Annotated in this window: 19 protein-coding genes and 1 riboswitch; of the genes, 11 read left to right on the top strand and 8 right to left on the bottom strand. The window is 66.8% G+C overall.

The genetic code is table 11. The annotated features are described in order from the left end of the window. Positions 1–53 precede the first annotated feature (53 nt). A complete protein-coding gene (locus H977_RS0113135) occupies positions 54–1,028 on the top strand; it encodes a glycerophosphodiester phosphodiesterase (protein ID WP_036475880.1) in 975 nt (324 codons plus the stop codon). On the opposite strand, the gene H977_RS0113130 is transcribed toward H977_RS0113135, so the two are convergent. The 4 genes from H977_RS0113130 to mrf form a co-directional block, all read right to left on the bottom strand. Continuing rightward, positions 1,021–1,944, bottom strand: coding sequence for an MBL fold metallo-hydrolase (locus H977_RS0113130; protein WP_029108306.1), 924 nt, complete (start codon positions 1,942–1,944; stop codon positions 1,021–1,023). The genes H977_RS0113135 and H977_RS0113130 overlap by 8 nt on opposite strands. Positions 1,945–2,091: 147 nt before the next feature. Next, positions 2,092–3,051 carry an ESX-1 system-associated protein gene (locus H977_RS35270; protein ID WP_196808233.1) on the bottom strand — a complete coding sequence of 320 codons (960 nt, stop codon included), beginning with the start codon at positions 3,049–3,051 and terminating at the stop codon, positions 2,092–2,094. 348 nt (positions 3,052–3,399) lie between these two features. Next, on the bottom strand, positions 3,400–3,663 hold the full coding sequence (locus H977_RS0113125; protein WP_029108305.1) for a type B 50S ribosomal protein L31: 264 nt from the start codon (positions 3,661–3,663) through the stop codon (positions 3,400–3,402). Next, on the bottom strand, positions 3,660–4,838 hold the full coding sequence (gene mrf, locus H977_RS0113120) for a ribosome hibernation factor-recruiting GTPase MRF (protein ID WP_029108304.1): 1,179 nt from the start codon (positions 4,836–4,838) through the stop codon (positions 3,660–3,662). The genes H977_RS0113125 and mrf overlap by 4 nt, the downstream gene beginning before the upstream one ends. Before the next feature lie 72 nt (positions 4,839–4,910). Here mrf and rpmB point away from each other — a divergent pair, with 72 nt between their 5' ends. From rpmB to H977_RS35605, 8 genes are all read left to right on the top strand, one after another. Beyond that, positions 4,911–5,147 carry a 50S ribosomal protein L28 gene (rpmB, locus tag H977_RS0113115; RefSeq protein WP_029108303.1) on the top strand — a complete coding sequence of 79 codons (237 nt, stop codon included), beginning with the start codon at positions 4,911–4,913 and terminating at the stop codon, positions 5,145–5,147. Continuing rightward, entirely contained in the window at positions 5,147–5,311 is a 165-nt protein-coding gene (rpmG, locus tag H977_RS0113110; protein WP_029108302.1) for a 50S ribosomal protein L33, read from the top strand. Before rpmB ends, rpmG begins: the two co-directional genes overlap by 1 nt. Next, on the top strand, positions 5,311–5,616 hold the full coding sequence (gene rpsN / locus H977_RS0113105) for a 30S ribosomal protein S14 (protein WP_029108301.1): 306 nt from the start codon (positions 5,311–5,313) through the stop codon (positions 5,614–5,616). Before rpmG ends, rpsN begins: the two co-directional genes overlap by 1 nt. A 77-nt stretch (positions 5,617–5,693) precedes the next feature. Continuing rightward, positions 5,694–5,879: a 30S ribosomal protein S18 gene (gene rpsR / locus H977_RS0113100; RefSeq protein ID WP_502691170.1), complete on the top strand. Its 186-nt coding sequence runs from the start codon at positions 5,694–5,696 to the stop codon at positions 5,877–5,879. Next, positions 5,880–6,013, top strand: a riboswitch (cobalamin riboswitch). Between the two features lie 43 nt (positions 6,014–6,056). After that, on the top strand, positions 6,057–7,028 hold the full coding sequence (locus H977_RS0113095) for an ABC transporter substrate-binding protein (RefSeq protein ID WP_029108299.1): 972 nt from the start codon (positions 6,057–6,059) through the stop codon (positions 7,026–7,028). Further along, complete coding sequence (locus tag H977_RS0113090; RefSeq protein WP_029108298.1) at positions 7,028–8,044, top strand: FecCD family ABC transporter permease; 1,017 nt, start codon at positions 7,028–7,030, stop codon at positions 8,042–8,044. The genes H977_RS0113095 and H977_RS0113090 overlap by 1 nt, the downstream gene beginning before the upstream one ends. Beyond that, positions 8,041–8,826: an ABC transporter ATP-binding protein gene (locus H977_RS0113085; RefSeq protein ID WP_029108297.1), complete on the top strand. Its 786-nt coding sequence runs from the start codon at positions 8,041–8,043 to the stop codon at positions 8,824–8,826. The genes H977_RS0113090 and H977_RS0113085 overlap by 4 nt, the downstream gene beginning before the upstream one ends. Continuing rightward, positions 8,823–8,987, top strand: a complete 165-nt coding sequence (locus H977_RS35605; RefSeq protein ID WP_036475875.1) for a (2Fe-2S)-binding protein — start codon at positions 8,823–8,825, stop codon at positions 8,985–8,987. Before H977_RS0113085 ends, H977_RS35605 begins: the two co-directional genes overlap by 4 nt. 1 nt (position 8,988) lies before the next feature. Here H977_RS35605 and H977_RS0113075 read toward each other — a convergent pair whose 3' ends face one another. The 4 genes from H977_RS0113075 to bluB all read right to left on the bottom strand — a co-directional run bounded on the left by H977_RS0113075 (position 8,989) and on the right by bluB (position 12,156). After that, positions 8,989–9,705 (bottom strand): TIGR03943 family putative permease subunit, encoded by a 717-nt coding sequence (locus tag H977_RS0113075; protein WP_029108296.1) that lies wholly within the window; start codon positions 9,703–9,705, stop codon positions 8,989–8,991. Next, the gene (locus H977_RS0113070; RefSeq protein ID WP_051288865.1) at positions 9,702–10,658 is read right to left on the bottom strand and encodes a permease; all 957 of its coding nucleotides are present in this window, start codon (positions 10,656–10,658) and stop codon (positions 9,702–9,704) included. The genes H977_RS0113075 and H977_RS0113070 overlap by 4 nt, the downstream gene beginning before the upstream one ends. A gap of 67 nt (positions 10,659–10,725) precedes the next feature. Beyond that, positions 10,726–11,487: a LamB/YcsF family protein gene (locus H977_RS0113065; RefSeq protein ID WP_029108294.1), complete on the bottom strand. Its 762-nt coding sequence runs from the start codon at positions 11,485–11,487 to the stop codon at positions 10,726–10,728. Positions 11,488–11,496: 9 nt separating this feature from the next. Next, positions 11,497–12,156 (bottom strand): 5,6-dimethylbenzimidazole synthase, encoded by a 660-nt coding sequence (gene bluB / locus H977_RS0113060; RefSeq protein WP_029108293.1) that lies wholly within the window; start codon positions 12,154–12,156, stop codon positions 11,497–11,499. Between the two features lie 82 nt (positions 12,157–12,238). Between bluB and H977_RS33025 the strand changes: the two genes are divergently transcribed. After that, a complete protein-coding gene (locus H977_RS33025) occupies positions 12,239–13,351 on the top strand; it encodes a hypothetical protein (RefSeq protein WP_051288829.1) in 1,113 nt (370 codons plus the stop codon). A 41-nt stretch (positions 13,352–13,392) separates the two neighbouring features. Then, positions 13,393–14,553 (top strand): zinc metallochaperone AztD, encoded by a 1,161-nt coding sequence (gene aztD / locus H977_RS0113050; protein ID WP_051288864.1) that lies wholly within the window; start codon positions 13,393–13,395, stop codon positions 14,551–14,553. Positions 14,554–14,639: the final 86 nt, after the last annotated feature.

Below are 14,639 nucleotides of genomic sequence, written 5' to 3'. Positions count from 1 at the left end.
GTGAAGCCACGCGGACCTGACCGTACTCGGCTTGCCCGATAGCGTTGCTCACCATGCGTCCGGCCGTTCCGATGGTGTTGTTGCTCGCTCTGGCTGCCGTGTTCCAGTCGGTCCCGCCGGCTGTTGCGGCGCCCACCGGATTCGACCTGCAATCACACCGCGGCGGGCGTGGCGAGACGACCGAGGAGTCGCTGCGGGCCTTCGCGAAGTCGTTGGAGCTCGGGGTGAGCACACTCGAGCTCGACATCGTGCTCACCAAGGACGGGCAACCGCTGGTGTGGCACGACCCCAGGATCGACGAGACCAAATGTGCCGACACCGCCCCGGCGTTCCCGGGAGATCCGATGTACCCGTACGTCGGGAAGCTGGTCCACGATCTGACGCTGGAGCAGATCCGCACCCTCGATTGCGGCAAGTTGCTGAGTGGATTTCCCGATGCTGAGGTGGTGCACGACAACAAGATTGCCGTGCTGCCTGAGGTGTTCGAGCTGACCGATACCTATCACGCCGACGTCCGCTACAACATCGAGACGAAGATCGAAGCCGACAAGCCCGAAACATCTGCCACACCAGAGGAGTTCGTCGACGTGATCCTGGGCGTCGTGCGTGCGGCCGGCAAGGTGGACAAGGTAGATTTCCAGAGTTTCGACTGGCGCACACTGCCATTGGTGCGACGGGCCGAGCCGTCGATACCGAGGGTGGCGCTGTGGGATGACACCACCTGGATACCCGGCTCTCCGTGGCTGGGCGGGGTTGACCCGGCTGTCGAGGGCGATCCGATCGCCGGCGCGATGTCGGTGGGCGCCACAGTCCTTTCACCCCAATACCAATGGGTGGACCGGGAATTCGTCGAGCGGGCTCACGCGTTGGGCCTGAAGGTGACGCCGTGGACCGTCAACGATCCCGAGGCCATGCGGGCGCTCATCGCCGCCGGCGTCGACGGCCTCATCACCGACTACCCGACGCGGCTGCGCGGCGTGCTGGCGGAGCTGGGCCTGCCGCTGCCGCGGCCGTTTCAGCTCAGCTGAGCCACGGGTCGGCGCGCTCCCACAGTGTGGGCAGATGCAGGCTGACGCCGTCACGTTCGGCCAGCCGGGTCAGCACGCGCATCGAGACGTCGAGGTCGTCACCGGCGTACGGCAGTGCGCGCAACGGTTTGTGCAGAGGCCGGAAGAAGTCGTCCCAATGGATCAGCACTACCCGGCGGGCACCGACCGTGAGCACGGTTTCGGCCCAATAGCTTTCGAAATACTGCTCGGATTGCAGCCCGAGCTGGCCGACCCCGAGGTAGACCACCTCGGCGTGCTGACCGTCCAATGCGCCAGGCACCGCGCCGGCGCTGCCGACGATCAGCAGGGTGCGGTCGCTGGGCCGGTGGCGCACCAGGGTGGACCAGGCCTCACCGCACTTGTACGCCGAGACCTTCACCGGCGGCACGACGGGTGCGGTGATGACGCCGGGGAAGCGATCTGGTGGGCAGTGCTCGGATTCGAACAGCGTCACGTCATAGCTGCCCAGGGGGACGGCTTCACCGGAGGTGACCGTGACGATCCGATCGGGTGCCAGTCCGCCCCCGGCGCCGACCTGGGCGGTCGAGGTGCCGCCGACCAGCAAAGCGCCGGTGCGCTCGGCCACCACCGCCGAGTCCATGGCGTGGTCGAAGTGGGTGTGGACCGGCAGGACGGCCTCCAGCTTGTCGGCGCCGAGGCGGGCCAGGCAGCCGTCGATGCGGGGCAGTGACGGTGCCAGCTTGCCCAGGCCGACGCTCAGCAGCCCGGGCCGCGAGAAGAATCCGTCGGTGAGGACAGCCGAGGTGCCGTCGTCGACCAACAGCGTGCTGACCCCGGCCCAGGTGACGTTGACCGGGGATTGCGGTGTGGCCGCCGGCGCATCGAAGTACCGCGCATAGGGCGCCAGGTCGGGTCTGCCGGGCTTGAGCCGCATGGACCCACCCTAGAGCCGGCCCTAGGGACAACGTCGTCCCGCTGGGTTGATGTCGACTCGCTGGACGTCATAGTTGAATCGAGAAGCTTGTCCCCACAGCGGCCACCCGGTCCCGGCTTCCCGGCGCGACAACCCATCTGGATGCCATTACCCCAACGCCTTGCAAGCGAATTGAACTATGTGCGCAGTGCGAGTCGCTGCGATCGCCAGATAATTATCGGCCGGGGTGTAAGTAGGGAGGGCCTCCAAATAGGCTTTAAGGTACTGACTGGCCAGGTCAGCGAAATCCCGCAAAGTAGGATTCCCACTTTGCCGACCCAATGCCGACAATTCTGTATTAAATAGCCTCATCACCGGAACCACTTCGTCGTTGATCTTTCGTTGTTCTGGTGACCATTCAACCCCGGGAATATCTGGATCTATAGAATTCCAATTCTGACTATTAACCAAAAATTGGTCCATCGCGGAGTTCCATTGTGGACAGACCGGATTCGGCTCGAACAGTAGTTTTTGCGCATCGGCAGGAGCTTGCACAGGTGCAAGTGCGGCGGGCTCCGGCAACGCTGGAACCAACGGTCCCCGGGCGGCCGCTGAACCGTATCCGATTGCGGCGCATATTCTGTCAATGGCATCCGCCGCCCTGGCTGCGACCCCAGCCAGGTTGTTATTGATCGGGGTGTATGTGGGGATACTCTCGGCATAGGCACGCCCGTAGGCGATAAATTGTTCATAGAGTTCGCGCATTACCCGATGCGGGGTCAATTTTGCTGACGGAATGAGTTGGTCGGCGGCATCCCTGAATGCCTGGCCGGCAGACTCATGCTGAGCGCGGACTTGTGGGGTCCACTCAATCGCCGGTAGCTCTGGATTGCGTTTCTCCCAGCCAGTCTTAGTCCGACTGATATAGGCGCTAATCACCGGATACTGCGTTGCGCATGACGGATCCTCAAGGATCACCGCGACCGGCCCAGTGTCGTTCGCGCTGGCGATATCTGAGTGCGCGGAGGCGCTAGTTGACGGCGACGTGCGGGCTGTGGTCGAACCACCTTCGCTCCTTTTGTCCACCACCGATACGGTCACCGCCGCGGTCACCCCGATGACGGCCACCAACGCCACCCCGCCCAACGCCCACTTCCAGCCGTTGTCTCGCTTCGGGGGTTTGGGCTGCAGCGGTGGTCGATGCCACGCCTGCGGCGGGGAGCCTGGATATCCGCTGGGCCCGCCATGCGGTGGCTGAAAACCGTTGGGCGGGGGAACCGAACCGGGAGGTGGAGGCGGCAGGGTCATGGATGCACCCCAGAAGGACTGATCCCAACCACACTGCCGCGATCCACCGTGCCCCCTTAGTTGCAGTCGCTGACTGACCGGGTTGCAGCGGGCATTGACGGGCGCCTGCGGCACACGACCAGCATGAGCAACGGTCAGCTTAACGACCCGTTGCCCATGCCCGATGCGCTAATTCCGCGTGACCTGTCCGTAGCGACGCCGGAACTTCTCCACCTGGCCGGCCGAGTCGAAGTGCCGTGCCGAGCCGGTCCAGAACGGGTGGGAATCGCTTGTGACGTCGACGACGATCAGCGGGTAGGTCCGGACCCCTTCCGGCGTGGGCCACTCGATGGTGCGGTCACTGGTCGCCGTCGACCGGGTCAGGAACTGGGTCCCGGTCGAGGCGTCCTGGAACACCACAGGGTGATAGTCGGGGTGGATATCGGATTTCATTGGGATTCCCCTTCCTGATATGCGGATGTCGCCGGTTCGTCGATTCCGGGCTGACACGGTTCTTCGTGCCAATCCCCGAACGGGTCGGGGTAGTCGGCCCACTGCTCGGGCCGCGCCAGTTCGTCGTCGGTCAGCAGCGCCCCGCGCAGAGCGTCGATAACCTCGCCGGGCCGGGCACCGCAGACCAGCACCGTCAGCGAGATGTGGCGATCACCGAACTGGTGATGCCAATCAATCGCGGCCATGGCGATGCGCTCGGGGTCGGTGTAGGCGCGCTCGGTGGAATCCATCGCAGCCAGCCATTTCCCGGCGTTGCTGAAATGCATTCCGCCGCCAGCGGATTCGATCCACATGACATCGGCCGGGCGGTTGGCCAACCAGGCGCGCCCGCGGGTGCGCACGACGCCGTCGAGCAACAGGTCGACGGCGTCGTGCAGGCGCGCCGGGTGAAACGGTCGGCGCGCGGTGAATTCGACGATGATCACCTCGTCGTCGGCTTCCAGCGGTGGTTCGCCGGCCAGCAGCGGGTCATGCGGGGCAGAGGAGCGCCCGCGTCGGCTGCCCGGGTCGAGATGGGCCAGGGCCAGCTCGACCCGGTCAGGGCCCACGGTGATGCGGGCTCGGGGAGCGAGCCGGCGCAGCACCGCGAGCGTGGTGGCCTCGGGCGCGTTGAGCACCAGCATGTCGGCGAACTCGGCTTGACCGACGACCACCTGGGCGACCGTGCGGCCGTCGGGCAGTTCGTCGTCGCCGACAGACTGCTGCAGCCAGACGGCCGCATCCAGGGACGCGATCACGGCCTCGATCTCGACGTCGCGGGACGCCGGCCCGTCGACGTACCCGGGGCCGACGCGGACCGGAATGCTGTTGATCGCCCAGCACACCGGCTCGGCCTCCAGCCACGGCATCAACTGCACGACGATGCGTTCCACATCGCTGCGCCGGTGCAGGCGCCGCAGCAGGATCAGCAGATCGTCGCGGACCGTGCAGGTCACGCAGCCATGGGCCAGCTCGAGGGCGAGTTCAGACGTCCCGCCGGTGTCGGACAGAGTCCTCAGCACCACCTGGCCGTCAAAGGTGTGGCGTACCAGCACGGTTCCCGCCTTGCGGCTCAGTTCTTCTACTACGCCGTCGCTGTCACCTTGTCCGGAGATCAGCACCACAGGGGTTCGCACCGCACCTCCCAGCACGTTTGTTGTTGAAAACGATTATCATTATCGTAAGGCTACCCCACTCGAAGGAGACCGATGTCTGCCCACTGCCAAGTCACCGGGCGCTCGCCCGGGTTCGGCAACACGGTGTCGCACTCGCACAAGCGCAGTCGCCGCCGTTGGAACCCGAACATCCAGAGCAAGACCTACTACCTGCCCACCGAGGGGCGCCGGATCCGGCTGCGGGTCAGCGCCAAGGGAATCAAGGTGATCGACCGCGACGGCATCGAGGCCGTCGTGGCCCGGCTGCGTAGCCAAGGAGAGAAGATCTGATGGCCAGCACCGATATTCGGCCGATCGTGAAGCTGAAATCAACCGCGGGGACGGGCTACACCTACGTCACCCGTAAGAACCGCCGCAACGACCCCGACCGGATCGTGCTGCGCAAGTACGACCCGGTCGTCCGGCGTCACGTCGACTTCCGTGAGGAGCGCTGATGGCCAAGAAGTCGAAGATCGTCAAGAACGAGCAGCGCCGCGAACTCGTGGAGCGCTACGCCGAACGTCGTGCCGAGCTCAAGGAGACCATCCGGAATCCGGCGACCTCGCGGGAGCAGCGGGCCACCGCGGTCTCGGCGCTGCAACGCCTGCCCCGTGATTCGAGCCCGGTGCGGCTGCGTAATCGAGACGCGGTCGACGGCCGCCCACGAGGTCACCTCCGAAAGTTCGGGCTCTCGCGGGTCCGGGTGCGGGAACTCGCCCACCGCGGTGAACTGCCCGGCGTGCGGAAGTCGAGCTGGTGATGGCAGCGAATTCCCGAAAGAACCTCAAAAAGCGCTCCCCGGCAACGGAACTGAAGAAGCCCAGACGCAATCAGCTGATGGCGCTCGGGGTGACCGAAGTCGACTACAAGGACGTCCACCTGCTGCGCACCTTCATCAGTGAGCGGGGCAAGATCCGGTCCCGGCGCATCACCGGACTCACTCCGCAGCAGCAGCGCCAGGTCGCCACGGCGATCAAGAACGCCAGGGAGATGGCGCTGCTGCCCTTCGTCGGACCGACTTGATTTACCATCGACGGCGATAGGGCGACTGCGGATCGTGGAAGCCGGTGTGAATCCGGCGCGGTCCCGCCACTGTGATCGATGGGTCGGCATCTTCCGACCGTCGAGAGCCAGATACGCACCGCAGTCGCCACCTCGCACGTACTGGGGCGGATCTCCCCGGAGAGGATGGGTACGCCCATGGCTGCTCGTCGTTTGGTCGCCGCGTTGGTGTCGGCATTACTGGTATCGGGGTGCGGCACGACGCCTGCCCCTGAAGCCGCGGGTAACGCACCGCCGGGATTCCCGGTGACCGTGGACAATTGCGGCGTCAGCACCACCTACGACCGGCCGCCGACCCGTGCCGTCGCACTCAATCAGCACGCGATCGAGACGCTGTTGGCGCTGGGCCTGCAGGATTCCATGGTCGGCACGTCCTACATCGACGATCGGATTCTGCCCGAATACCAGGCCGCGTTCGACAGTGTTCCGGTGCTGGCCAAGGAGTACCCGTCGTATGAGTCGCTGCTGGCCGTCGAACCCGATTTCGTCTACGGCGGTTGGGAAAGCGCGTTCGACGAAAAGGAGGGCCGGGGTAGGCAACGGCTCAGCGATGCCGGGGTCCACACCTACCTCAATATCGAGGATTGCCGGCCCGAGCCTGTCACCATGTCCACCGTCGACGACGAACTGCGAAACATCGGAATGATTTTCGGAATCAGCGATCGGGCCGGCGCGCAGATCGAGAAGCTGCACCGCGAGTTGGCGCAGTCCGAGGCGAAGGTGCGCGGGGCGCGGCCGATGCGGGTCGCGGTGTACGACAGCGGCGAGGCGACGGTGTTCACTTCGGGGGGCAAGGGCATCGGCAACCTGATGATCGAGGCAGCCGGCGGGGTCAACGTGTTCGCCGACGTTCCCAAGGTGTGGGGCGACGTGTCGTTCGAGCAATTCGCCGAACGGGCCCCCGAGGTCATCGTGATCTACGACTACGGAGACCAGCCGGTCGCGGACAAGAAGCGCTTTCTGACCGAAAGTCCTCTGCTACAGCATGTTCCGGCCGTCGAGCATCAGCGGTTCGCGGTGCTGCCATTGTCCTCGGTGGTGGTCGGTATACGGGTGGGCCGGGCCGTCGATGCGCTGGCCCGGCAGCTGCACCCGGACCGGTTTGTGTGATGTCCTACCGGCTGACCCTCGTCGGACTGGGCGGGCTGTTGGTTGTCGCGATGACTGCGGGTGTGGCAATCGGTTCGGTGTCCATCCCGGCGGGACAGGTGTGGGCCATCGTGGTGCATGCCATCCATCCGGGTTTGATCGAGCAGAGTTGGCCTGCGGTAAGAGAATCCATCGTGGTCGACGCCCGGCTGCCCCGGGTGGTCCTCGGGGCGGTGGTGGGGGCGGGACTGGCGGCCTGCGGGATGGCGCTGCAGGCCGTGGTGCGCAATCCGCTCGCCGATCCGATGCTGCTGGGGGTCTCTTCGGGCGCTTCGGTCGGCGCTGTGGTGATCCTGGTGTTCGGCGCCGGAGCCCTGCAGGTGTTCACCATGCCGCTGGCGGCCTTCCTCGGAGCGTTCCTCGCACTCGTCGCGGTGTATTTTCTGGCCCGCTCGGGCGGCAGGATGACCACAGTGCGGTTGATCCTGGCGGGTGTGGCGGTGGCCGAGGTGCTGTCCGCGGTGGCCAGCCTCTTGATCGTGACGTCCGATGATCCGCACAAGACGCAGGCGGCGGTGCGGTGGATGCTCGGCGGTCTCGGTGGTGCCACCTGGGGGATGGTCTGGGTGCCCGCGGCGGCGGTGTTTCTCGGCGTGGTGGTGCTGCTGGCCTTCACCCGGCCGTTGAACTTGCTCTACACCGGCGAGGAAGCGGCTGCCTCGCTCGGACTGGACGTACACCGGTTCCGGGCCGGAATGTTCGTCGTCGTGGCGCTCATGGTCGGTGCCATGGTCGCGGTCAGCGGCACCATCGGGTTCGTCGGCCTGATCATGCCGCACGTGGTGCGCCTTCTGGTCGGCGCTGACCATCGCCGGGCCCTGCCGGCCGCTGCCTTGTTAGGTGCGGCGTTCCTGGTGCTGTGCGACATCGTGGCCCGGACCGTGGCCGCGCCGGAGGAACTGCCGGTGGGGATTCTGACCGCGCTCGTCGGGGGACCGTTCTTCCTGTGGCTCATGCGCCGAAAGGTCGTGACGTGACAGCGACAGTGTCGTTCGAGGCGGTCTCGGTGACGATTCGCGGAACACCGTTGATCACCGATGTCTCGTTGTCGGTGGCCCCAGGGGAGGTGCTCGCCGTGGTCGGTCCCAACGGAGCGGGCAAGACCACTCTGCTGCGCACGTTGTACCGGGCGCAGCGGCCGAGTGCCGGACGGGTGCTGGTCGACGGTACCGACGTGTGGAAGCTGCCGGGGAAGCAGGCCGCACGCCGAGTGGCGGCGGTATTGCAGGAAACCATAGGCGATTTCGAGCTGACGGTCTTCGACATGGTCGCGATGGGCCGCACCCCGTACAAGCGATCGTTCGAGGCCGACAACGCCGAGGACCGCGAGATCATCGGCGCGGCTCTGACGGCGCTGGACATTGCGGAACTCAGCGGGGTCGGTTACGGCCGGTTGTCGGGAGGACAGAAACAACGAGTGCTCATCGCCCGGGCTTTGGCGCAGCGCACCGACGTGATCGTGCTCGACGAACCCACCAACCACCTCGATCTGCGCCATCAACACGAAGCCCTGCACCTGCTGCGGGAGACCGGAGCCACCGTCGTCGCGGCGTTGCACGACCTGAATCTGGCTGCGGCCTACTGCGATCGGATCTGCGTGCTCGACGGTGGGCGGCTGGTGGCCGACGGCCCGCCCGGAGATGTCCTCACCGAGGGATTGCTGGCCGACGTGTACGGGGTCACGGCGCGGATCACTCCAGATGCCGATACCGGCAGGCCGCAGATCGCAGTGGCTCCCAAGGCGGTGACGAGGGTGTGAACATCGTCGCGGTCACCGAGTCCCTCTTGGCCACCGGCAACCTGGCCGGCACCGGATATCTGGATGGCCTCACGTTCCGCCGGCGCAGCTGTTGCCTGTACTACCAGGTGCCCGGCGGATCGGACTGCGGTGATTGCGCACTCACGCGGCCACGCGGGTAATTCAGTAGGCGTAGGGGCGCGCCGGGGGATCGGTGCGGGTGACGCTCTGGGCCGTGATCGTCGGGATGGCCCTGCGGCTCGAATCCCCCTGCCCCGCAGGGATTGTGCCGACCACCTTGATCCACGTGTTGTCAGGATAGCCGGCCACCTGAGTCGCTGCCGGGCCGGAGAGCCGAATGCGGGCCAGCTGAGCATCGGCCGCGCAACAGATGATCACCACCCGAGCCAGATCAGTGCGGTCACCGTCGCGCAGGGTGAAGCCGGTGACCGTGATCGTGCGGTTGTCGAGGGTGCCCGCGGAGTCCTGTGCCACCCGGATCAGGGCGTCGGGCAGGGAGATCTCCGGAGCAGTGCCATCGGGCAGGGGTGGGAAGGGATGTCGCAGCACATCGGTGGACACCTCGGTCACCGATGCGGCGTCCGGCCGGATCGCCGGGGGCACCACGAAAGCCAGCAGCGCGATCGGAATGAGCAGCAGCCACGCGACGCCGGGGGAGTGCGGATGATCGTGCGGCTCATCCGTGTCGGCCTCACTATGGCCGCGCCGGATATCGCGCACGATCGCAGCGAGCGCCAGGGCGATGAGCAACACCGCGGTGGCCGCCAGATACGGCAGCAGTCCCGGTTTGACGTAGCGCGTGTAGGCCCCGCTGACGGCGATGATCGCGGTGCTGACCCCGGTCAGGAGCAGCAGCGCGTTCTCGGTTTCGCGGCTCATTGTGGCCCCAGGATCAGCAGTCCGATGCCGGTCGCCACGAGCGTGGCCACCGCGAATGTGGTGGGCGCGAACCGGACTGCGAATGCGCGGCCGAACATTCCGGCCTGCATCGCGAACAGCTTGAGGTCGACGGCCGGCCCGACAACCAGGAACACCAGCCGCGGCAGCAGCGGCAACATGGTCAGGCTGGCCGCGACGAAGGCGTCGGCCTCCGAACACAACGCCAGCACCACCGCCAGTACCGCCATCGTGATCACGCCCAGCACGATCTGCCCTGCCAGGTGCTCGTACACCCAGGGTGGAACCAGAACGTGCAAGGCGGCCGCGGCCGCCGCACCCACGACGAGATATGAGGCCGCCGAAAGGAAATCGTGCCGTGCCGCTTCGGTGAAGACGGCCCACCGGGATCCGTCGCCGTCGTGCGCCTTGGGCAGGCGGCGGGTGATCCACTGCGGGCTGCCGAAATGGGCCCAGAGCGCGCCCATGGTCAGCGCGGTCACCAGGGATGCCGCGCACCGGGCGGCCACCATCTCCGGATGGCCGGGGAACGCGACGGCAGTCGCCACCAGTACGACGGGATTGATCGCCGGTGCCGCGAGCATGAACGTCAGCGCGGCGGCACCCACGGTGTCGCTCTCGGCGTCGCCGAAAAGCCTGCGCGCCACCGGAACCGAACCGCACTCGCAGCCGGGCAGTGCCGCGCCGCCGATACCGGCTGCCAGGATTGCCGCGCTGCGACGTCGGGGCAGCCAGCGGGCCAGCCGGTCGGGTGTCACGAAAACCGCGATCAGCCCGCTGATCACCACGCCGAGCGCCAGGAACGGCAGCGCTTGGACGAATACGCCGCAGAACACCGTGGCGGCCGTCGCCACGTCGGGCGTGCCCTCGACGAAAGACCGCAACGTGGTGCCGGCCAGTGCCAGCGCGATGATGCCGACTACGAGCACCTGCATGGAACTCGGCCGCCACCGCATCACCGCCGGATTCGCCACCACGCGGCCATCATGCCAGGCGAAGCTGTCAGCTGAAGGCGCTCAGTGTGACCCCTTCGGCGAGCAGGCGCTCGCGCACTGCCGTGGCAATCTCTACCGCCCCCGGCGAATCACCATGTACGCAAATCGATTCCACCGTCACGGGGATCACGGATCCGTCGACGGCGGTCACCCGCCCCGTCGCCACCATGCCCGCCACCCGCTCGGCGATCTCGGGAGCATCGTGCAGTACCGCGCCGGGGTCGCGGCGGGACACGAGTGTGCCGTCAGGCTGGTAGGCCCGATCGGCGAAGGCCTCGGCCACGGTACGTAGCCCACGCTGCCGCGCCTCCTCGAAGAACGCAGAGCCCGACAGGCCGAGCACCGGCAGGCCGGCGTCCACTGCCGCGACGGCAGCCGCGACGGCGGCAGCCTGCTCGGGGTGGCTGACGATCGTGTTGTACAGCGCGCCATGGGGTTTCACGTAGGTCACCGCCGTCCCCGCGGCCCGGGCGATGCCCTGTAGTGCGCCGATCTGATAGATCACGTCGGCGGTCAGGTCTTCAGGGGTGACGTCGATGAAACGCCTGCCGAATCCGGCCAGGTCCCGATAGCTCACCTGGGCGCCGACCCGTACGCCCCGGGCCGCGGCCTCGCGACAGGTGCGCAGCAGCAGCGCCGGGTCCCCGGCGTGGAACCCGCAGGCGACGTTGGCGCTGGTGACCAGCCCCAGCATGGCCTCGTCGTCTCCGAGTTTCCACGCACCGAAGCTCTCACCGAGATCGGCGTTGAGATCGACGGAGGCAGCCATCCGTCCACCCTAAGGCGATGCCTCGCTCGGCCAGCCGTTCTCCGCCACGAATTCCGGCAGCGGGCGCCCGACAGTCCAGTGCTCGATCTCCAGCACGGGCCGGTCCGGGAACTCGGGCACCGGACCGAGGCACAAGATGGCCACCGGTTCGGCGTCGGCGGGCATGCCCATCAGTTGGGCGAGGGGCAGCGGCTCGAAAATCGACACCCAGCCCATGCCCAGGCCCTCGGCGCGTGCGGCCAGCCACATGTTCTGGATCGCGCAGGAGACCGAGGCCAGGTCCATCTGGGGCAGGGTCCGGCGGCCGAAGATGTGCCGGTCGCGGTTCTCGCCGAGGGCGACGACGAACAGCTCGGCGCAGTCGAGGATGCCTTCCACCTTCAGTGCCAGGAACTCGTCGCCGCGGGAGCCGAGCGCGTCGGCGGTGTGAATGCGTTCCTGATCGACGAGGGCGTGGATCTTGCCGCGCAACGCCTCGTCGGTGATCCGGATGAACCGCCACGGCTGCATCAGGCCGACGCTGGGCGCCGCGTGGGCGGCCTGCAGCAGCCGGCCGAGGACTTCGGGCGGCACCGTGCTGCCGGGGACGAACCGGCGCATGTCCCGACGTTCGGCGATGGCCCGGTAGACGGCGCGACGCTCGTCGGGGTTGAAGGCGTGCTCAGACACGGGTCGAGCTTAGGTGGGCCGCGCGGTGTCCCGGACATCCCGCTTTATTGAAAATGAATATCATTAATGATAAGAGTTTGGGGTGCTGAACAGGGCCTTGGTGACGGTGCTCGTCGCCCTGCTGATCGTCGGGTGCTCTGCCACTCCGGACGCCCGGCAGGCGACAGCTCCCCGGGAGTCTGAGCGGCCGGTGACGCGCCTGGTCCTGGTGGAGCGAGAGACCGGTGCCGGCGCGGTGCTCGATGTCGCAGGCTCCGCCCAGACCCGTCTGGGGGAACACGGCCGTGTCGAAGCCGTGAGCGGTGACGGTCGATATGCCTACCTGCACGGCGATGAGGGCGTGACGGTCCTCGACGGCGGGGCCTGGACCTTCGATCACGGCGATCACTCGCACTACTACGACGCCGCGCCCTCGGTGGTGGGCCGGATCGCCGGGCAGATCACCGCGGTACGTGGTCAAGGCGCGGTGACCGTCGCGCGTCGCGCCGACGGCACGGTTGCAACGCTGGACCGGGACGCGTTCGCGCGCGGTGAGGTCACGCCCGTGGCCGCGCAGGTGCCTGAAAAGGCGACAGCTGCAATCTCATTGGGTAACGACCTCCTGACGGTGACCGAAGGGGGACTGGTCAGCAGGGTTGCCGAACAGGTCTCAGTGCTCGGAGACTGCCCGGCGCTCACCGACGCGGTGGCGCTGCGCCGGACCGTCGTGCTCGGCTGCCGCGACGGTGCCTTGAAGATCTCCCGTCGCGGCGGTGGCCCGGTGGCCGAGAGCATCCCCTTCGGGCCGGTTCGGCCTCGGGTGCCGTTGGGGCCCTTCGGTTATCGCAGACAAGGCAATTCGCTGGCTGCCGTGGCCGGGGACGAGGTGTGGCTGCTCAACGGCCGTCGATGGTCCTCGATGCGGCTGCCGGGTGTGATCGCGGTGAACACCGCCGGCGGGACCACCGTGCTGGCCGTGACGCAAGACGGCGTCTTGCACGCGCTCGACGTGGCGGCGGGCATCGAGACCAGTCGCCTCGAATTGCTGGCCGCTCCGGTCGGCACTCCGGTGATCGAGGTCGGCGCCGGGCAGGCCTACGTGAACGACGCGGCGGCGAAGGCCGTACACGAAATCGACTACTCGAACGGCCTACGGGTCGAGCGCACGCACCGCACGAACGTCATCCCCGATTTTCTGGCGGCCGCGGGCTGGTGATCCCCCACAACAAGCAACCCCACAGCAAGCAAGGAGAACGAATGCAGAATCGATCGAAGGTCCTCGTGCTGGTCGGTGCGCTCGCGGCGGCATTGACCGGTTGTGCCGGCGGTGAAACGCAGCCCGCGGCGCGTGAGCCGGTACCCGATCCGCTGGCGGTCACCTACGACGGCGGGTTGTACGTGCTGGACGGCAACAGCCTTCAGGTCAAGGCCGACGTGCCGCTGGACGGATTCCTGCGGGTCAACCCGGCCGGTGACGATTCGCATCTGCTGGTCTCCACCGGAGAGGGATTCCGATTGCTCGACGCGTCGGCCGGGACACTGACCGACACCACCTTCGTGGCCGATGAGCCCGGTCACGTTGTCGCCCACGGTGAACACACCGTGCTGTTCGCCGACGGGTCAGGCGAGATCACCGTGCTCGATCCGCACAATCTCACCGCGTCCGTGCCTCGAATCCGACAGATGAAAGCACCACAGCCGCATCACGGTGTCGCAGTGGTGCTCGACGACGGGAGCTGGGTGCGTAGTGAGGGCAATGCCGACGAGCGCAGCGGTGCGGTCGCTTTCGACGCCTCGGACCGGGAGATCGCCCGCAACAACGAGTGCCCCGGTATTCACGGAGAAACCGTCGCGGATTCCTCGACACTTGTATTCGGTTGTGAGAACGGCGCATTGACGTACTCTGACGGCGTCTTCACCAAGGTCGCCGCCCCGGACGCCTACGGCCGGGTGGGAACGGTTCGCGGACACGAAGACTCACCGGTGGCCTTGGGCGACTACAAGGTCGATCCCGATGCCGAACTGGAACGGCCGGACCGGTTCGCCCTCGTCGACACTGCGACAGGTCAGTTGCGCCTGGTGCCGCTGCCGCAGTCGGTCAGCTACTCGTTCCGGTCACTGGCGCGCGGGCCGCACGCCGAAGGCCTCGTTCTCGGCACCGACGGCAACCTCCATGTCATCGACCCGGCGTCCGGGCGCACCATCAAGACCGTCGCGGTGGTCGAGCCGTGGACCGAACCCGACGACTGGCAGCAGCCCCGGCCGAGTGTGTTCGCCCGTGGGCACGACGTGTATGTCACCGACCCCGCCACCAAGCAGATTCATAGCGTTGACATCGAATCCGGCCAGGTGGGGGTATCGGTGACGCTGGATCAGGCCCCGAACGAGCTCAGCGGCACGGTGGGCCACACGCACTAGCCGCACTCGCTGATAGGCCAGTACCGCAACGAGATTGAAGCCAGGGACAGAAACAGCGTGGATGTTGTCCCTGGCTTCAATCTCGG

Source organism: Mycobacterium sp. URHD0025, from assembly GCF_000426065.1.
In the GTDB taxonomy this organism is placed as follows: Bacteria; Actinomycetota; Actinomycetes; order Mycobacteriales; family Mycobacteriaceae; genus Mycobacterium.
The sequence above is the reverse complement of the archived record's forward strand: the minus strand, read 5'-3'. Positions and strand labels throughout refer to the sequence as shown.